Source organism: Paroceanicella profunda, assembly GCF_005887635.2.
Lineage (GTDB): Bacteria > Pseudomonadota > Alphaproteobacteria > Rhodobacterales > Rhodobacteraceae > Paroceanicella > Paroceanicella profunda.
The window spans coordinates 1497515-1515599 of the sequence record NZ_CP040818.1 but is presented as its reverse complement, the minus strand read 5'-3'; the positions used below and the strand labels follow the sequence as shown (position 1 = coordinate 1515599).

At 65.2% G+C, this 18085-nt stretch carries 23 protein-coding genes; 17 read left to right on the top strand and 6 right to left on the bottom strand.

What is annotated here, in order from left to right:
• Positions 1–296 precede the first annotated feature (296 nt).
• Positions 297–2501 carry an NACHT domain-containing protein gene (locus tag FDP22_RS06855; RefSeq protein ID WP_138572445.1) on the top strand — a complete coding sequence of 735 codons (2205 nt, stop codon included), beginning with the start codon at positions 297–299 and terminating at the stop codon, positions 2499–2501.
• A gap of 658 nt (positions 2502–3159) precedes the next feature.
• Positions 3160–3639, top strand: a complete 480-nt coding sequence (locus FDP22_RS06850) for a hypothetical protein (RefSeq protein WP_138572447.1) — start codon at positions 3160–3162, stop codon at positions 3637–3639.
• 199 nt (positions 3640–3838) lie between these two features.
• Here FDP22_RS06850 and FDP22_RS06845 read toward each other — a convergent pair whose 3' ends face one another.
• The 5 genes from FDP22_RS06845 to FDP22_RS06825 all read right to left on the bottom strand — a co-directional run bounded on the left by FDP22_RS06845 (position 3839) and on the right by FDP22_RS06825 (position 5862).
• On the bottom strand, positions 3839–4075 hold the full coding sequence (locus tag FDP22_RS06845) for a hypothetical protein (RefSeq protein ID WP_138572449.1): 237 nt from the start codon (positions 4073–4075) through the stop codon (positions 3839–3841).
• The gene (locus tag FDP22_RS06840; protein WP_138572623.1) at positions 4072–4725 is read right to left on the bottom strand and encodes a hypothetical protein; all 654 of its coding nucleotides are present in this window, start codon (positions 4723–4725) and stop codon (positions 4072–4074) included. Before FDP22_RS06840 ends, FDP22_RS06845 begins: the two co-directional genes overlap by 4 nt.
• Before the next feature lie 5 nt (positions 4726–4730).
• A complete protein-coding gene (locus FDP22_RS06835) occupies positions 4731–4925 on the bottom strand; it encodes a hypothetical protein (RefSeq protein WP_138572451.1) in 195 nt (64 codons plus the stop codon).
• Positions 4922–5143, bottom strand: coding sequence for a hypothetical protein (locus tag FDP22_RS06830; protein WP_138572453.1), 222 nt, complete (start codon positions 5141–5143; stop codon positions 4922–4924). The genes FDP22_RS06835 and FDP22_RS06830 overlap by 4 nt, the downstream gene beginning before the upstream one ends.
• Before the next feature lie 443 nt (positions 5144–5586).
• Positions 5587–5862, bottom strand: coding sequence for a helix-turn-helix transcriptional regulator (locus FDP22_RS06825; protein ID WP_138572455.1), 276 nt, complete (start codon positions 5860–5862; stop codon positions 5587–5589).
• 436 nt (positions 5863–6298) lie between these two features.
• Between FDP22_RS06825 and FDP22_RS06820 the strand changes: the two genes are divergently transcribed.
• From FDP22_RS06820 to FDP22_RS06755, 14 genes are all read left to right on the top strand, one after another.
• Positions 6299–6799 carry a hypothetical protein gene (locus FDP22_RS06820; protein ID WP_138572457.1) on the top strand — a complete coding sequence of 167 codons (501 nt, stop codon included), beginning with the start codon at positions 6299–6301 and terminating at the stop codon, positions 6797–6799.
• The gene (locus FDP22_RS06815; RefSeq protein ID WP_138572459.1) at positions 6799–7191 is read left to right on the top strand and encodes a hypothetical protein; all 393 of its coding nucleotides are present in this window, start codon (positions 6799–6801) and stop codon (positions 7189–7191) included. The genes FDP22_RS06820 and FDP22_RS06815 overlap by 1 nt, the downstream gene beginning before the upstream one ends.
• The gene (locus FDP22_RS06810) at positions 7184–7819 is read left to right on the top strand and encodes a hypothetical protein (protein ID WP_138572461.1); all 636 of its coding nucleotides are present in this window, start codon (positions 7184–7186) and stop codon (positions 7817–7819) included. Before FDP22_RS06815 ends, FDP22_RS06810 begins: the two co-directional genes overlap by 8 nt.
• A 164-nt stretch (positions 7820–7983) precedes the next feature.
• Entirely contained in the window at positions 7984–8583 is a 600-nt protein-coding gene (locus tag FDP22_RS06805; protein ID WP_138572463.1) for a hypothetical protein, read from the top strand.
• Positions 8583–9308: a hypothetical protein gene (locus FDP22_RS06800; RefSeq protein WP_138572465.1), complete on the top strand. Its 726-nt coding sequence runs from the start codon at positions 8583–8585 to the stop codon at positions 9306–9308. The genes FDP22_RS06805 and FDP22_RS06800 overlap by 1 nt, the downstream gene beginning before the upstream one ends.
• On the top strand, positions 9280–10104 hold the full coding sequence (locus FDP22_RS06795; RefSeq protein WP_138572467.1) for a hypothetical protein: 825 nt from the start codon (positions 9280–9282) through the stop codon (positions 10102–10104). The genes FDP22_RS06800 and FDP22_RS06795 overlap by 29 nt, the downstream gene beginning before the upstream one ends.
• Before the next feature lie 92 nt (positions 10105–10196).
• Entirely contained in the window at positions 10197–10616 is a 420-nt protein-coding gene (locus FDP22_RS06790) for a hypothetical protein (RefSeq protein ID WP_138572469.1), read from the top strand.
• A gap of 2 nt (positions 10617–10618) precedes the next feature.
• Positions 10619–11035, top strand: coding sequence for an outer membrane protein assembly factor BamE (locus tag FDP22_RS06785; RefSeq protein ID WP_138572471.1), 417 nt, complete (start codon positions 10619–10621; stop codon positions 11033–11035).
• A 158-nt stretch (positions 11036–11193) separates the two neighbouring features.
• Positions 11194–11490: a hypothetical protein gene (locus FDP22_RS06780; RefSeq protein ID WP_138572473.1), complete on the top strand. Its 297-nt coding sequence runs from the start codon at positions 11194–11196 to the stop codon at positions 11488–11490.
• An 11-nt stretch (positions 11491–11501) separates the two neighbouring features.
• Positions 11502–11918, top strand: a complete 417-nt coding sequence (locus tag FDP22_RS06775; RefSeq protein ID WP_138572475.1) for a hypothetical protein — start codon at positions 11502–11504, stop codon at positions 11916–11918.
• A 118-nt stretch (positions 11919–12036) separates the two neighbouring features.
• Positions 12037–12426: an HNH endonuclease signature motif containing protein gene (locus FDP22_RS06770; protein WP_138572477.1), complete on the top strand. Its 390-nt coding sequence runs from the start codon at positions 12037–12039 to the stop codon at positions 12424–12426.
• A gap of 115 nt (positions 12427–12541) precedes the next feature.
• Positions 12542–12976: a P27 family phage terminase small subunit gene (locus FDP22_RS06765; RefSeq protein ID WP_138572478.1), complete on the top strand. Its 435-nt coding sequence runs from the start codon at positions 12542–12544 to the stop codon at positions 12974–12976.
• A complete protein-coding gene (locus FDP22_RS06760; RefSeq protein WP_138572480.1) occupies positions 12973–14643 on the top strand; it encodes a terminase large subunit in 1671 nt (556 codons plus the stop codon). The genes FDP22_RS06765 and FDP22_RS06760 overlap by 4 nt, the downstream gene beginning before the upstream one ends.
• Positions 14640–15947, top strand: a complete 1308-nt coding sequence (locus tag FDP22_RS06755) for a phage portal protein (RefSeq protein ID WP_138572482.1) — start codon at positions 14640–14642, stop codon at positions 15945–15947. The genes FDP22_RS06760 and FDP22_RS06755 overlap by 4 nt, the downstream gene beginning before the upstream one ends.
• On the opposite strand, the gene FDP22_RS06750 is transcribed toward FDP22_RS06755, so the two are convergent.
• Positions 15923–16897 carry a calcium/sodium antiporter gene (locus FDP22_RS06750; RefSeq protein ID WP_138572484.1) on the bottom strand — a complete coding sequence of 325 codons (975 nt, stop codon included), beginning with the start codon at positions 16895–16897 and terminating at the stop codon, positions 15923–15925. The two genes, FDP22_RS06755 and FDP22_RS06750, sit on opposite strands and share 25 nt — an antisense overlap.
• Before the next feature lie 211 nt (positions 16898–17108).
• Here FDP22_RS06750 and FDP22_RS06745 point away from each other — a divergent pair, with 211 nt between their 5' ends.
• Positions 17109–18032, top strand: a complete 924-nt coding sequence (locus tag FDP22_RS06745; RefSeq protein WP_138572486.1) for a S49 family peptidase — start codon at positions 17109–17111, stop codon at positions 18030–18032.
• The last annotated feature ends 53 nt before the right edge of the window (positions 18033–18085 follow it).

Below are 18085 nucleotides of genomic sequence, written 5' to 3'. Positions count from 1 at the left end.
CCTTCCCGAGCCATAGCGGCCGTTCATGCGAAGTGCGGCAAAGTCTGGGCTCTACCCGAAGTCGACCTTCGTGAACGGTTGGTCGCCGACACTGCCATGGCCCCAGTGCCACGATGCACTGGCTGGATAGGCAGCGCCGACCTAAGCCGAATAACCCACAGTGTTCGACCGATCCGGCGGGAGGGCCCGCCCACTGTGAGACTACTTCGATGCGGTTCGTGGAGCGACTTCCTTCTTGATCCCTAGCTAAATTTGAAAGAACGTTCCTTCTTAAGCGGGCGCAAGGACGAAAAGTGATGAATTGGCAAGATTTCGAAGAAAGCGTCCGGCAGATTGCCTCGTCCCATTGGAATGCCCCTGCCAAGGCAGAGGAAATTGCCGGTATCCGATGCGATGCGGTGATTAGGGTGTCATCGGATGAAATAGTAGTCATAGAAATAACAAAAGAAGACAACCTCGCAAAATTAAGACTAGACTTGGCGAAGTTTGCGAGCATACGAACTGCACTCGTACCCGAAGGCGTTGTTGTGCGATCATTCTTTATATCGGCGCGCAAAGTTTCATCTCTCCGCGAGACCGGCAAGGCGCAAAAGGTTGAGGTATTAAGCGTCAAGGAATTTAGGGAGAAATTTGTTGGAAAAGAGTCATATGAATTTGCGCGAAAATCGGTCGAGTTCGGGAGCGCCCTAGATCCATATACAAATAAGAGCGACACTGGCGCCTTCATTGAGACAGGATACCTCGATAAATCTTCGGGAACTACTTACAACGTTGATGAAATATCCGATCTTCTCTCAAATGGAAGAAGGATAATACTGCTAGGGGAGTTTGGCACAGGGAAGTCCCGCTGTGCCAGGGAAGTCTTCGAGAGGGTCAGTCGCAGGAATATTCTCTTTCCAACTCTCGCGATAAACCTCCGAGAGCATTGGGGCCATCAGTCCTTCGACTTAATTGTACGAAGCCATTTGTCTTCTCTGGGACTTAGCGGCCTGGAAGACTCCGCGGTGCGGCTTGTAAGGTCTGGTGCGCTTGCTTTCATCCTAGACGGAATTGACGAGATCGGATCACAATCGTGGAGCGGCGAACCTGAAAGACTTAGAGAAATCCGACGCCGCAGCCTTCAGGGTGTAAGAGACATTGTTTCAAAGCTTGACGGAAAGGGTGTGCTTCTGTGTGGACGTGCACATTACTTCAGCGACGACGAGGAGATGCTCAGTTGTCTCGGGCTGGACATTGATACAATACTGCTAAATTGCCCTGATGAGTTCACTGAAGATCAAGCCATTGATTACTTAAGACTGAACACCGGGCTAACGGAGTTTCCGGAATGGAGCCCCAGAAAGCCGCTAATTTGCCAACTCTTTTCGAAGCTTGAACCGGAAACCATGCGCAAGCTCATAGAGGACTCGACTGGTGAAGTCCAGTTCTTTGAAAACACATTTCAAGCGATTTGTGAGCGCGAAACAAGAATTCATCCCAGTATAGATGCTGAAGTTTTGCGGAAGGTTTTGCTTGAAATCGCGAAAGCCAGCCGCCGAAAGAATGAATTCAACGAAGAAATATCGCCATTGGAGATCAATGAAGCCTTTCATCAGGTATCTGGCTTCATGCCGCTTGACGAAGCGTCGAGTATTCTACAACGACTTCCCTATTTAGGGCGTGTTAGTTCTGGTAGCGGAAATCGCCGCTTTGTAGATGACTACGCCAAAAGTGGACTGAGAGGGGTGGCTTTGGTCGAAGCATTCAGAACTTCTGACAAGGCCGTAGCCGAGGATCTCTACAGGAAGCCAGTCGGCCCATTTGGCGCGAAGTTTTTATTTGCTCATGCTCTAATCGGGTCTGAGGCAGAGAAGTATTGCAGACTGTGCAACTCAAGAGGAAACATGCAAATTGCGGCTGACTATTTGTGCTCGGCTATTGAGGCTGCATCCGGATCCATAGATTTCTCTCAGGTCACAATCAGAAACGCCTCAATAGACAGACTCGAGCTTTCAGATCTTAAGATATCCGGCCTGCATGTGTCTGGTACTTTTTTTGAAGTTCTGCACTTGGACGGAGCATTTTTTATAGATTCTAATTTTTCTAACTGCGCGTTTCAGCAAATTATAGGTGTGTCAGATAAAGTTCGATTGCCGTCGGCATTTTCCGATGATTGCGATTTTGATGGTTTTTCCAGTGCGGACAACGTTGCGAGAATTAGCGAACTCCCACTTTCGAATGGTCATAAGACACTTGTGGCCATCATTCGAAAACTATTTTTTCAACCGGGCAGCGGTCGGAAAGAAGAAGCACTTCTTCGCGGTGCGTCGAGCTATTGGGACCGTGCGGCGGCGACCGAAGCAGTTCGATATATGCTCACCAATGACATAATAACTGAAGCTCCCGGAGATCATGGGAAGCTCTATATCCCCAACAGGAAGTTCACACGCCGGATGGGAAGAATTCGATCATTGTTGCGAAACTGTGACGACGAACTTTGGAATGTTGTTTCAAGGGTATAAGCGAATGCGCCGTATGGCAATTTCCTGATTTTCTAAAATTGACGCCCATACACAAAAAAACCCTATCTGCACCTCGCAGTCGCTAGAGCAGCAAGCATTTTGGCGCCGCCTCTTTGTGCTTACTATTGTTCACAACGTGCGCGGCGAACGACTGCTCTCCGTCTGTTGGGGGCGCAGGGCGATGTTCCGGCTACGACGTAGCATGAGCGCCTGCCTCGCTGGAATTGCTGCGACCGCCACATTGCGTTACCATCGGTAGGCTTTCGACCCTTCATAGCCAGCTTATACCCCCTGGCGCGCCAATCACATCCAGATATTTGGGGCTGTATCCCGCCATAGAGGCTGTGGAACTCTGCCGCCACCGAGGACGGATGGAGCGAGGGGTGCGCCACTTGTGAATGAACCCCACTCCGAATCTTGTGGAAAATACTCAGCGCAGAGAGCTCGCGGCTTTCCATCTCGCATAACTGTGGATACCCCACAACAGTGGTGGCCCCGCTGTGCGGTGGACGCAGCTAGTGATAAAGGCTATCCAAGACCGATGCATAAGCAGTGGGAAGACTTTCTCAATCCGGATGTAGTCCGCAGGCGCCTTACAACCTCAGGGCTCTACTTGCTTGCGTACGAAGTGCTTGTGGCCTCAATCAAGGAGCCCATATTGGGTTTCTTCTCAGAAAAGTGGAGTGCATCAGGGGGTTCGCAATTCAACGAAGAGTACCGTAGGGAGGTCCTCGCCCTGGACCCAAAGGGCAAAGAGGATATTCTTCGAGGCTCAATTCAGTGGCTTGAGCGAATGGGAGTTATTGACGCAGGGGACGTCATGAAATTTTATGAAATCACCGAAGCGCGAAATTCGTTCGCTCACGAAAACAGAAAGATAATTTCGGGTGAATTTCTTCCAAATTTCGGCACGCTATTTCCAGTATTGGTCGCATTGGTCACGAAGATAGACCGTTGGTGGATTTTTAATGTTTATGTGTCTAATATTTATGATTCCGATAATGTGGATATCGAATTGGAAGAAGTGACGCCAGGCTCTACGGTTTTTTTGAATATTCTGGAGCAGATTGCGTTGGGAGAAGACGAATCAGCTTGGGCTTTGTATCGAGCATTCATCATCGAACCGCGCGCCGGCTGACATTGATCACGCGAACATCAGCTCAGTTCTGGCCCCACACTTCGACCAAAGGCGTCTGGCCTGCATCCCCCAGTATGCGATTTTTCAGGTTCACTGCTGGCTTTCAACGCGGTGGGCGCGGAATTTGGCTTGAGGCTGCGATTAGTCACCCGCTGGGCCTAGCACGAATGGCGGCTTTGAGCTGACATCCGCCTCCGTGCTACCGACGCTTCACCATCCGCACTCCGCCCTCGCGGCGGGTCTCGATGCGCCCTTCACGAACCCAGCGCTGGACGGTGGTCACGCTGCGCCCCACCCCTTTCGCGTATTCCGGCACCGGGATCCACTCCGGGCGCGGTGACATCTGCACTGCCTCGAGGGAACGGCGTATCGCCGCAAGCTCGGACTGGATCGCGGCCAGCGCTTCCGCGTCCACCAGGATCATGGGCCGGCTCATGCGGTCTCCCTCCTTTCACGGGCCTGATTTGCTGAAGCGCCGCGCGTCACGGCCGGCCCGCCCCACTGATCGGCCATCGCGGCGGCGATGCCGGGGAAGAAGCGGGATCGCTCGCGCCAGCGGTCGGGCCCCGGCGGCATGCGGTGCACGCGCGCCGTACGGCCTTCCACGATCTCGGTAGGCCGCAGCGGCGGCAGGCTCTTCAGCCACAGGCAGGTGCGCTTGCTCTCGCCGTGCCCGAACTGCCACGGCTGCACGCTCTGCGCCGGCGGGGCGTAGTTCGCGATGCGCACCTTAGCGTGCCGGTGCATCACGGGGTTCTCGACGGCGATGCGCTCGATGGGGGCGTTCCAGAAGGCGGAGAACAGGGCGGCGCCCTCGTCCAGCTCCGCCCACATCTCGGCGCGGCTGCGGCCCACCGGCGGCTGCGAGAGCCACCGCACGCCGCTGTTGCACAGTCGGGTGCAGGGCGGATGCGCGACGATGAGCAGATCCCAGCCGGCGTCGAGCAGGTCACGGGCGTCGCCCGTGATATGCCTGTTGGAGCGGTCCTCGGCCGGCAGCAGGTCGCAGGACCAGGCGTCATGCCCGCGGGCCGCGAAGGCGCGACGCACGGTGCCGGAGAACTCGCAGGCCACCAGAACGCGCATCTCCCTCATGCCAGCCACCACAGGCAGAGTGCTGCCATGAGCAGCCAGCCGAGGGCCCCGAAGCCAGCGGCCAGCACGAAGGGCCGCAGGCCGTCTGGCCGGCGCCCGGAGGCGTCGGCCGCAAGCGTCAGCAGCAGCATGCCCGCCGCGGCGCCGCAGCAGGCTGCCAGCACGAAGGGGAGAGTGCCCGGAAGGGTCATCGTGCCCCCTCCCGCAGGCCGCTGCGATGCCGGGCGATCTCCTCCCGCAGGCGGGACAGGGTGCGCAGTTCGGTGGTCAGCCGATGCTCCGCCTCGAGCGCGAGATGATCCGCCGCCTCGAAGGTGGCCTCGGCCCTGTCGGCGCGGCCGCTATGGGCGTGCATCATGCCGTCATGGATGAGTTCGGCAACCCGGCCGGAGGGGTAGCCGATCCTCATCGGGCGCCTCGTGCGGCAGACGTCGCGCGAGCCGGGACGTAGCGGGCGGAGCCGTCAGCGGCGGTGACCATGCGCAGGGCGGGAAGGCCGCGCGGATGCTTCAGGGCAAGGATGGCAAGGCTCGCGAGCGAGGCGCTCGGGCGGGTGGAGCCGGTCAGAATGGCGCGAGCCTCCGACCTAAGGTGGGGCGTGTCGTAGGGTCCGGGCATGATGGCCTCCATAGCGTTCGAGCAGGAGGCTATTACGGATTTTCCGTATCGTCGACATTAAAATACGAAAAATCCGCATTTCATTGACGTTCTCGTATGGCACGGTATTATGAACAAAAGTAGAACATTCCGCAAGGATTCGCAGATGCAAGTGTATGCGGGAGGCAGGCTTGACCTTCTCCTACGCCTTCGACGGGCAACTGGCCTGTCAATGGACTGGTGGGAAGGTGTGACTCAGGATTTGTCCGAGAGGACTTTGGCCAAGTTGGTTGCCAAGGCGGAGACGTCGCCGAAGTAGATAAAGTCCAGGGAGATACTGTATTTTTCCCTCAACCTCTTGGCGCCATCGAGGGACAGGCGCGAGAGACCGGTTTCCCAGTTGTTATAGGTGCTTCCGCTCACGCCGAGCGCAGTCGCCATTTGCGCTTGCTCCATGCCAAAATGATTGCGCACCGCCATCAGGCGGCTGCCGATGTCTTGGTGTGGGTGGCTCTCGGACGATCTCTTCATGGCTCAAGGTATGCCCTTGCGATGCCGGATGGGCCATTGGTAACTTCCCAATTGACGTAATACGGAAAATCCGTATCTTATCGCTATGAACCACGCACACTCCATCGTTGAGCGGATCGGACGAGAGCATTTGCGCACGGCACTCGGTGTCTCTTCCCAATCCATCAGCGACGGCATCTCCGCCGGCAGATTTTCGGCCCGTTGGTATCTGATCATTCGCACACTCTACTCGGCCCAAGATGCAGGAGAGCCCCCTTTGGAGGCCTTCGCCTGGAAGGAGGTGGCAGCCTAGCCCCCCTCGCGGAGCATCCAAGCTCGAGACAGGCGCGCAGCCCGCGCCTCAAGCGCCGATGTTCCATCCAAGCAAAATGCCTTCCGCTGAAACCTGCACACAGGGGTGAGGAAGGACAAGGAAACAGCCCCCGGAGGTTTTCCCATGCGCCCGCAGCGCCCCAATTCCTTCCACGCCATGCTGGCCGACCTGCTCGACACCTGCGGTCGCAAGCACGTTGAGGCCGAGCTTGGCCGCTCGCTTTCGATCATCAGCCGCTGGACCGACCCCGGCGAGGAGAACGGCCGGCGCATGCCCGCGCCGGACCTCGACCTGCTCTGCCGGATGTTCCCGGACGGCGCGCCGGTGGCGGCCCGGCACTTCGCCTCGCTGGCCGGCGGCATCTACGTGCCGATCGAGACCGGCGACGGGGATGTCTCCGAGGCCTCCGCCGCGGTGGTGATGCGCTTCGCCGAGGCGAATGCGGGCATCATGGCCGCCCTCGGCCAGGGCTCGAAGCTGCCCGGCGATCTCACGCCGGAGGAGGCCGAGGGCGTGCACACCGATCTCACCCGGCTCTACGACGCCATGCACCGGCTCACCGCCATCGTGCAGGAGCGGCGCGAGGCGCCCGCCCGGCTGCACACCGTCGCGGGGGCACGGTGATGGAGGCCCGCGACACGCGCCGCCGGCGCACCCGCTCGTTCGACGTGTTCCGCGCCCCGATCCTCGGCATCGCCGCCGGCGCCTCCGTCGCGAAGGCGAGCGCGGATCCGAGCGACGCAAAGCGCCTCGAGTCCTGGCTCTGCGCCTCCGGCGTGCGCGTGCGCGACCTGCGCCGCGTCGGCCCGCGTGAGGCGGGGCTGCGCGCGCTCTTCCGGCGCTCTCCCCGGGCAAGGCCGCACGCCGAGCCCCTCGCCCCGCGCGACGTGGCGGTGCGCAAGGCGCTCTTCGAGCTGCGCCGCGGCGCGCTGCCCGGCACGGTGGCCCGGCTCACCGGCCTCAGCCCCGAGCGCGTGGACGCGCTGCGGGCCGAGCTGGAACAGGCCGATGGATGAGCTGCCGAGCTACCCGGTGCCGCACGGCACCGTGCTGCGCGGCAACTGGGTGCCCTGGCACTTCCGCCGGGTGCTGAAATCCCGCTTCGTCGCCCATGTGCAGCCCGCCGCGGGCTTCCACGGCATCCTGCTCTGGTCCGAGGCCTGCGACCAGGACCCGCCGGGCACCCTGCCGGACGACGACGTGGAGCTCGCCCGCCTCGCCGGCCTCGGCCAGAACCTCGCGGGCTGGCGGGCGGTGCGCGAGGGCGCGCTGTTCGAATGGGCCCCCTGCCTGTGCGACATCCGCGGCGAGACCGTCGTGCGGCTGCAGAACCCCTTCGTGACCGAGTTCGTGCTCGACGCGCTCGGCCACATGGAGCGCAAGCTGCGCGAGGGGAAGGACGGCGCGGACCGCTCGCTGATCTCCCGCCTGCGCCGCAAGATGCGCGAGGCCGGCGCCCATGCCGGGCTCACCGAGCGCGAGGACTTCGTGATCGCGGTGCAGGCGGCGCTCCGCGCGGCGGAGGTGCGCTGGACCGTCCCCAATGTCCGCATCGCGATGGACGAGGTGTCGCTGCGCTCGGAGGCCGGTGGCCAGCTCCGCAACGTGGTCGGCGCGCTGCGCATGCCCGGGGCCGTCCGATGAAACTGTCTCGCGAGACACTCGCGAAACAGTTGCGAGACAGTTCGAGACACTCGCGAAACTGTTTCGCACCTACAGGACAGGACACAACAGAACAGAACCTTCCCCAAAGCCCCGCAACACATCGCCCTGTGGATACTTTCAGGACATGCAGAGAGGAGGAGCCGATGACCCCCGACAGCGAGACGCCCGAAGGGCTGGCCGGCAGGGCCGCGGCGCGGGCGCTGGTGATCGACAGGCTCACCCGGGCCGGCTTCCGGCGCCCGGCGGGCTGCACGGTGGAGGCGCACCGGGCCGAGCTGGAGCGCATCGCCGCCCGCATCGCCTATCTCGACGCCGGGGAGCTCGCCACCCTGGCCGAGGCGCTGCTGGAGATGGGCGAGGGCCGGGCGGGCGACCGCTGGCCGCGCGAGGTGCGCGTGCTCAAGCTCGCCCGCACCCTGCGCCAGCCGCCGCCGGGCTTCTCCGGCAAGGTGGTGCGCTTCATGCGCTGCGCGGTGGGCCGGCAGGCGGTGGCCGAGGGCTGGGCCGGCCCGCTCCTCACCTGCCTCCTGCGCCGCCCCGGCGTGCCCGCGGGCGACTACGCCCTCGGCCAGCTCCGCGAGGCCGCCACCGAGGAGCGCCGCCGCCTGCAGGTGATCGCCGAGCGCCGCGCCGCCGGCCAGGTGCTCACCCCCGACGAAGCCGCCTTCCGGGCCTCCTGGGAGCGACGCGAACGCATGGCCGCGCAACTGGTGCGCGGCGAGATCGAAGCGGAGGCCCTGTGATGGCTAAACCGAGACGCAAGCAGACCGCAGCGGAGATCCGCGCCGGCCTCGAGGGAGGCCCCACCACCCGCTCCCGGCGCATCAGCCCCCGCCGCACCCGGCGCCAGGACGGCGGCGCACGCGGCGAGTGGGTGCCCATCGAGATATGGGAGAGCGGCGAGCGCATCACCTTCGCCGGCCACGTGACGCTGGTGCGCCCGCTCCGGGCGATGAACCTGCCGCCGCATCTGGTGGAGGTGGGGGTGCTGTACGGCGCGCTGAGCGAGCTCGCGTCAGCCTCGCCTTCGGTGGACAGTCTGGTGCGGGAGGGCAATGGCAGCACCTCCGAGAGCCCGCAGGTGCGGCAACTGCGGGCGGCGTTGCGGCGCATCGCGATCCGGAGGAAGCTGGACCAGGCTTATCTTGCCCTCAAAGCAGTAGAGGGGCTCACCCCACTGCGACACGTCGCTCGACCAGGAGCCCCGAAAGCCGTGGCGGATCTGGACAAAAGACGTGAGAGCCTCGCCACAGGGCAATCTGGAATGGCGCGCCCCTTGCCCATCACACCACGCGCTCTGCTCGATCTCGTATGCATGGAGGGCTGCAGCTTGGGTGCCGTCCTTCAGCAGCACGGCTGGGTCAGCGGGGGCAAAGCTCGCGCAAAGGCGAATGTCGCTCTTCTCGCAGGTCTGGACGCGGTTGCGGCGACCTGGAGTAATGGTGTCGCTCGAGGAAACGCTCGTTAGGCGGCGCCAAACCACCAGCCCGATCAGCACCGCTGAATACATGGCGTGCCTCAGAATTGTTCGGCATCGCCGAACCCTCGTGCCTCTACTTGCGACCCTTCGGAATCTGTCCGGCAAATCAGCGATCTGGTTGACAGAAACTTATTTTCGCTCGATAGGGTATTTGGTAACACTTTGTTTAGAGGTTTGTGATTTGCGCCTTTTCCCCTTGCTCGCCTCAGTGAGGCCGCTCTCGATTGCGCCCCGCCAGAGGGCAGTCCCCGCGGCTGCAATTGCTGTATTAGCCCTTTCGCTGTCCGGATGTACCGATCCCGATTGGGCAAACAAAACCGCTCTGTTGGTAGGTGCTCCCAGAGCCGACGCGGCTGCCATCCGCGACCGCCAGACGGCCGTCTTTCACGATGTGACGGAGCGGCAGCTTCTCATTGAAACCACGCAGGTTCTGCAGGATCTCGGCTTTACGATTGAGGAGAGCGTGGCGACCTACGGCGTGCTCGCCGGCTCCAAAGATCGTGATGCGGTCGAGACCGGAGAGGTGGCCGGACAGATAGCGCTGGCCGTGGCGTTCGCGTTGCTGGGAGCGTCCTACAACGCCACCTGGGATCAGGATCAGGTGATTCGAGCGACGGTGACATCCAGACCCGTAAGCGATTCCGACATGCAGCTCCGCGTTTCCTTTGAGCGGATCGTGACACGCAACAACGGCCTTTCCCGGGCCGAAGATCTGACTGCACCGGAATTTTCGACGGGCTTTTTCGACAGGGTCCGCGCCGGACTGGCAACGGGAGAACAGTGATGCATTGGCGAGCTTATGGAATTGTCGCGGTTCTGGCCGTAGCCGCGTGCGCCCAGCCTGCCCTGCAGTATGTTCCGAGCAAGAAGAGCGCGGTGGAGCTGCGCACCATCCAGACGCGCGTCGTGCCAGGTGATTTCGACAGCACGATGCGCTCGGTTATCGAGACCATGCATGATCTGGGCTACCGCATAACGCGCGTTGCACCGGAGGCAGGTGTGATCAGCGGAACGCGCTCATCCTCGCTTCGTCTCGCCGTTGTCGTGCAGAGCCGGGGTGCCGAGGAGAGCGCGGTGCGCGCAAACGCATCCGTCATTTCCCAGATCCAGGAAGCTCAGGTCGACAGTCCGGAGTTCTATCAGAGGGACTTCTTCGTCCCGCTCGGCGACACGATGGGGCGGTCACTGACCACCCTGTCGCAGACCGATGAAGCGCCCGACGCCGCAAGACCGGTAGCCGAGCTCAACACATTGGCCGAGCGCGAAGCGCAGGCCAAATTGAACACCACGGAGTGACTATGTACCGGTTCGCCCTTCTCTGCATCACCGCTACCGCCGCCCTGGCCGCATGCACGCCCGCGAGTGAACATGCCCGCGATGTGGCCGCCGCGAACAGCGCCGACGACAAGCTCACCGTCGGGGTTGTGCAGCGTGAAATTCACGTCGGCATGACGGGTTCGGACGTTGCGTCCGTTCTTGGCTCGCCGAACGTCGTCACCAGCAATTCCGGCGGCGGCGAGACCTGGATCTACGACAAGATCTCCACGCAGAATGCCTACTCCGGTTCTTCGGGAGGCGTGAACGCCCTGTTTCTGGCGGGAGTCGGAGCAAATGCTGCGGCGTCGGCGACGACCCAGCGCACTCTGACCGTGATCATCAAGTACGACGCAACCGGCAGGGTAAGCGACTTCAGCTATCGCCAATCGTCGTTCTGATGCTGGGGCGCCGTTCCCTTCTGTGCGGTCTCGCAGCATTGATGGCCGGTTGCGCCGCAACGCCCGAGCAACAACTGGCATCACTGAGCCCGAGCTCAAGCGCGGTTTCTGCCCGATCGCAGCAGTCGCGCCGGTTTGAGACTGATGACCGGGAGCTGATGATGCAGTCGGCCTTGGGTGCCCTGCAGGATCTCGGCTTCGGCATCGATGAAAGCAGCACCCAGACCGGCGTAATCGTGGGTTCGAAACGTGCGGGAGCGCAACTGCGGGTTCAGGTGTCCGTACGCGCCCTTCCCGAGGCCAGTGGAACGATCGTGCGAGCGATCTTCCAGCGGGTCGTGAACCGTCCCGGCGCCATGCTGTCGACGGGGCAAACCCTGACGGACCCGGCCCTGTACCAGCAATTTTTCGAGCGTGTTGCTCAGTCTGCCTTTCTGACCGCCCATTCGATTTGAGGAGACCGATTGTGAACACTTTCAATGCCCTGTTTCTTGCCGGTGCTGCACTCCTGATCACCGGTTGCCAGATGAACAGCACGCAGCAGGTCCTGCAGTCGACACGCAGTCAGGCAGCGCAGCGCGTCATCTCGACTCGCGAGTATGAGACGACTGACCGCGCTGCCGTTCTTCAGGCCGTTGTGTCCACACTTCAGGACCTCGAATACGTCATTGATCGCGTCGACCCGGTCCTGGGCACAGTTTCTGCGACACGCTATGGTAGGGACCTGTCGCGCCTTACCGTCTCGGTGAGAGAGGCCTCTAACGTCACTATCGTGCGCGCCTCCGGTCAGACGAACCAAACGGAGATATCGGACCCGTTGGCCTTCGAGAGTTTCTATGACTCTCTTTCCCAGTCGTTGTTCCTGCAGCCGCACAACGTGTGAGCCGTCGGATTTCCCCCTCTTGACGCTTAATCCGGCTTCAGAGTAGCAGATCGATAACTTCTAGAACCTGCGCCCGGGCGAGAGATCGCGCCGGGCGCTCGCGTTTTCGGGAGGTCTCATGCTCCGCAAGATCTGCTGGGCGCCCGGGTGCCAGTCGCTGGCGGCCGAGGGCTGCGCCCGTTGCGCCGAGCACACCCGCACCGACAGGACCACCGAACAGCACCGCAAGGCCCGGGTCGACCAGGCGCGGCGCGGGATGGTGGGGCGCGAGTGGTACGGCACGGCGCGGTGGAAGCGGGCCCGGCTCGGGTTCCTCGGCGCGCATCCGCTCTGTGCGGAGTGCCGGTCGCTCGGGCTGGTGCAGGCGGCGACCGAGGTCGACCACGTGACGCCGCACCGCGGCGATGCCGCCCTGTTCTGGGATCCGCGCAACTGGCAGGGGCTCTGCCGGCCCTGCCATTCCCGCAAGACCGCGCGTGAGGTCGGGTTCGCCGGCCCGCACCGGTGAGCCCCCGGGGGTGGTCGATTTTCTGCGCTTCGGCCCTGCCTGCCGCCGTCCCCAGATGACCTTTCGCTCGCGGGAAATTGGGGAAAAAAGCCCATGTCGAGAGAGGATCGAGCCCATGAAGGGACGCAAACCGGAGGCGCCGAACGTGGTGCCGCTGCGCGAGGGCGCGGCGAGCGCCCCGGCGCCGGAGCCTTACGACGACATGTCGGTGGATGCCGCGGCGACCTGGCGCGAGCTCGCGCCGGATCTCGCGATGCGCGGCCGGCTCAAGCCCGCCTACCGGCCGATGTTCCGCGTCTGGTGCGAGGCCTTCTCGGACGTGCTCAAGTTCACCTACGACCTGCACACGATGGGCGACTACTTCCGCACCGAGACCCGCAACGGCCTGCAGGAGAAGAAGCGCGCCGCCTGGGGCCAGCGGCAGGACGCCATCGCCAACATGACGCGCATCGGCGCGCTCTTCGGCCTCACCCCGCTCGACGAGGCCCGCTTCGGCCCGGACGGCCAGAAGGACCTGCTCGCCATGCTGAAGGAAACCCTCGACGGATGAGCGATGATGCGAGCCTGCACCCGACCGCGCTCTATGCGCGCGACGTGGTGGCGGGGACGGTCGCGGCGGGCGAGCTGGTGCGGCTCGCCTGCGAGCGGCACCTCTCGGATCTCGACACCGGGCATGAGCGCGGGCTCGGCTTCGATTGTGCCGCCGCCTCGCGCATCCTGAAGTTCGCCGGCATGGTGAAGCACACCACCGGGCCGCTGGCCGGCGAGCCGATCCGGCTCTCGCCCTGGCAGCAGTTCCGCTTCGGCTCGGTGTTCGGCTGGAAGCGCGCGGACGGCCGGCGCCGCTTCCGTTCGAGCTACACGCAGGTGGCGAAGAAGAACGGCAAGACCACCGACACCGGCATCCCGGCGATCTACTGCACGGCGCTCGACGGCGAGGCGGCGCCGCAGGTCTACTGCGCGGCCACCACGCGCGACCAGGCGGGGCTGCTGTTCAAGGAGATCAAGCGGATGATCGCCGGCGCGCCGGTGCTCGCGGCCCTGCTCGACGCGCAGAAATACGAGATCACCTGCGCGCTTTCGGGCGGCACCATCTCCGCGCTCTCGCGCGACGGCCAGTCGGCCGACGGGATCAACCCGCACTTCGTGAGCATGGACGAGCTGCACCGCTGGGCCGACCGCGAGCTCGCCGAGATCGTGCGCAACTCGATGATCGCCCGCGCCCAGCCGCTCGAATGGATGATCACCACCGCCGGCGCCAGCCGCCTGAGCTACTGCGGCGAGGTGCGCACCTACGCGGAGAAGGTGCTGCGCGGCTCGGTGCGCGACGACAGCCTGTTCGCCTATGTCGCCGAGCCCCCGCCGGACGCGGACCCGGGCGCCCCCGCCACCTGGGAGATGGGCAACCCGAACCTCGACGTGTCGGTGCCGCGCGGCGAGCTGGCGCGGCTTCATGCGGAGGCGGTCGAGATCCCGGGGCGCATGCCCAACTTCCGGCGCCTGCACCTCAACCTCTGGACCGAGGGCATGCAGACCTGGATCGCCGACGACACCTGGCGCAGGGGCGACATGCCCTGGGCGCTGGAGGCGTGCTTCGGCATGAAGGCCTGGGCCGCGCTCGACCTGTCGTCCACGGTCGACACCTCGGCGCTGGCCCTCGCCATTCCGCATGAGGGCGCGATCCGCCTGCATGTCTGGACCTTCCTGCCGGCGGGCGCGGACGGGTTCATCGCCCGGGCGCAGCGCGAGAACAAGGACTTCATCGCCTGGCGCGATGCCGGCTGGCTGGAGGTGCATGACGATGGCGGGGCGATCGAGGAGGAGAAGATCCTTGAGCGGCTCGCCTGGATAAAGGAGCACTTCCGGCTGCAGGAGCTGGCCTATGACCGCTGGGGCATGGCGAGCATGCGGCGGCGGATCCTGGAGCGCGGCCTGCCGCTGGTCGAGCACGGACAGGGCTTCGCCTCCATGTCGGCGCCGATGAAGGCGGTCGAGAAGCTGGTGGTGCAGGGCCGCATTCACCACCGGGGCAACCCCACGCTCGCCTGGGGGGTGGGCAACGTCTTCCGCGACGAGGACGCCGCGGAGAACATCAAGCCCAACAAGCGCAAGAGCTGGGGCCGGATCGACCCCGCCGTCGCCGCCATCATGGCGGTGGGCCGGGCGGAGGTGGGCGCATCTGCCGTGCGCGAGCGCGGGGAAATGAGGTTCGCATGAGCATTCTGTCGGGACTGTTCGGCCGGGGCGCCGGTGCCGCTGCGCCGCGCCTCGAGCCGGTGCTCTCCGCGGCCGGGCCTGTCGCCGTCAGCACGGCCGGCGGCCCGGCGGGCCGCATGGGCACTGTCTCGGATGCCGGCTGGATCCCGCTCGACGGCGGGCGCTCCCGGGTGAAGAACCTGCCCGCGGCGAGCCCGGCCTCGGCCGAGCGGCAGGCGACGGTGTTCGCCTGCTGCAACATCATCGCGGGCGATCTCTCCAAGGTGCGGGTGCACGTGATGCGCCGGGACGCGGACGGGATCGAGCGCCGCGCGGCCGGCCACCCGGTCGAGACGGTGCTGAACGTCGAAGCCTCCGAGGGCCTCGCCGGCCCGGTGGTGCGCTACGCGCAGGCCTATGCGCTGGCCCTGCAGGGCGAGGCCTTCGCCTGGGCGCGCCGCTCCGGCCGGGGCGAGGTGGAGGCGCTGGAGCTGGTGCAGTCCGTCACGCCCCTGCGCAACGGCCGTCGCCGCTTCTACGAGTTCACCGACGCCGACGATGCGCGCCGCCGGGTGATGCACCGCGACATGGTGCACCTGCGCTTCGGCTCGCTGGACGGCTGGCGCGGGCGCTCGCCGATCCGCGTGGCGGCCGACAGCGTGTCCCTCGCCCTGGGTGGCCACGACATGGCGGCGCGCGGCGTGGCCGGCGTGGCGCTCAAGGCCTATGTCGCGATGCCGGATTTCTTCCGCGACGAGGAGACGGCCGAGCGCACCTCGCGCGCCGTGCGCCGGGCGCTGAACGACGAGGACGCCCGCGGCATCCCGATGCTCGAAGGGGGCGCCATGATCAGATCGCTCGACCTGTCGCCGGCCGACGCCCAGCTCCTCGAGCTGATGAAGTTCAACCGCGAGCAGGTGGCCGCCATCTACCGCATGCCGCCGGCCAAGCTGCAGATGCTCGAGCACGGGGTGAAGGCGAACAGCGAGCAGCAGGCCATCGACTACCGCGTCGACTGCCTGCAGACCTGGGCGACGCTGATCGAGGGCCAGTACGCCCTCACGCTGCTCACCGAGGCCGAGCGCCGCGCCGGCTTCTTCCTGCGCCACAACCTCGACGCCCTGCTGCGCGCCACCACGAAGGAGCGCTACGACGCCCTGGTGAAGGCCACCGGCGGCCCGATCATGACCCCCAACGAGGCCCGCCGCGCCGATGGCCTGCCCCCGGTGCCCGAGGGGGATAGGCTCTACCCGCCCGCCAACATGACCCGAGAGGAGGACGGGGACAGCCCCTCCGGCTCTCAGGGCCAGAGCAGCCAGACATAGCCGGCATAGCCTGCCACCAGTGCCAGCCCCTCGGAACGGGCGATCCGCAGCCCGGTTGCCGCGAAGACCACGAGCAGCAGCGACACGCCCACCATCACCGGCGCGTCGAATGCGATGATCTCCTCGGGCACCCGGGAGGGCGCGATGATTGCCGTGGTGCCGCCGATGCCGAGGATGTTGTAGATGTTCGACCCCACGACATTGCCGAACGCCACGTCGCCCTGCCGCTTCAGCGCCGCGATCACCGAGGTGACGAGCTCGGGCATCGAGGTGCCCACGGCCACGATGGTGAGGCCGATGATGGTCTCCGACACGCCGAAGCCCCGCGCGAGCGCCACCGCGCCGTTCACGAGCAGCGAGCCGCCCAGAACCACCAGCGCCAGCCCGGCCACGGCAATGATCACCGCGCGCGCCAGCGGGCGCTCGGACCGCGACGGGGCCAGCGCCGGATCGGCCTCGGCCAGCGCGCGGCTCTTGTCATGCAGCGCCCCGCCCCCGGCGGTCGTGCGTTCCTGCCGGATGACGAACCAGATGTAGCCCAGCAGGCACAGCACCAGCGCACCGCCCACGGCCCGCCCCATCGGCACCAGCGGCGCGAGGGCGGCGAAGACAAGGGCAACGCCGAGCATCACCACCGCGTCGCGCCGCAGCGCCGAGCGGGCGACCACCACCGGGCAGATCAGCGCCGAGACCCCGGCGATGAGCAGGATGTTGGCGATGTTCGAGCCCACGATGTTGCCATAGGCAATGCCCGGCGAGCCGCTGAGCCCCGCCTGCACCGAAGTCACCAGTTCCGGCATGGAGGTGCCGAAGCCGACCAGCGTCAGCCCTATCACCAGGGGCGAGACACCCAGCCGCTCCGCCGCCTGGACCGCGCCGCGCACCAGCAATTCGCCCCCTGCCACGAGGAGCAACAGCCCCCCGATGAGCGGACCCCATACTTCAACCATTTCGGATGCTCCCTCGCGCCATCTGGCGGGTGTTGCGGGAGATGGCGAGCCGCCGCGCGAATGCAAGATGACCGCCGCGCGAGCGGTGCAAAATACCTCGCGGCGGCCTTTCCGGCCGCGTGCGGGCCCACGCCACCTCCCCGCCGCGTCCCGCGCTTTCGCAGGTGGTCCGACGCCGTCCGTGCAGCTTTCAACCCTCTGGAGGATCCACATGCCGCTGATTGACGAGATCCGCGCGGCGATGTCGCGTGCCGACCTTGCGTGGGACGGCGACCGAGCCGGGCTGTTCCTTGCCGAGGCGGCGGCGCCGGACCATGCCGCGGGGCCGGTGAGCATCGCGCAGGCCGGGCTCACGCTCGGGCGCGGCGAGCGCTTCGCCGTCTCGCGCGGGGTGGCGGTGCTGCCGGTGACCGGCATTCTCACGCCCGCGCCGGGCGTCATCTCGGAGTGGCTGGGCTGGTCGACCTATGCCGGGATCGAGCAGGCGGCGGCCGAGCTCGCCGCCGCCGAGGACGTGGCGGCGGTGGCGCTGCACGTGAACACGCCCGGCGGGCTGGTGCTGGGCTGCGCGGACGCGGCCGCCGCCATCGCGCAGCTCGCGGCGGTGAAGCCGGTCTACGGGGTGATCGCGCCGCTCGCGGCCTCGGCCGGCTACTGGCTGGTGTCGGGGGCGCGGGAGATCTCGATCCCGGCCGGCGGCGTGGCGGGCTCCATCGGCACGATGGCGCGGGCCTCCTCGCCGGTCGGCCCCGGCCAGTCGGGCGAGCAGGCGCACGAGATCCGCTCCGGCTCGGCGCGCGCGAAGAACCCGGACCCGAACACCGAAGCCGGCATGGCCGCGATCCGCGCCGGGCTCGACGCCTCGGAGGCGACCTTCCTCTCGGCCGTGGCCGCCGGGCGGGGCATCCCCGAAGGCGAGATCCGCAGCCGGCTCTCGATCACCGATGACCCGCAGGACGGCGGCGCCACCTGGACCGGCGCCGACGCCGTGGCCCGCGGCCTCGCCGACCGGGTGGAGAGCACCGCGGCGGCCTATGCCCGGATCTTCGCCACCCATGCGCCCGCGCCCCGGCCCGCCGCCGGCCGGGCCCGCGCCCGCCATGCCCGGCTCGCGGAGATGCGCGCCCGGGCCTGAGCCTCTCCCATCACCGACGCTTCACTGCCGTGCGGGCCGAAGGGCGCGCGCGA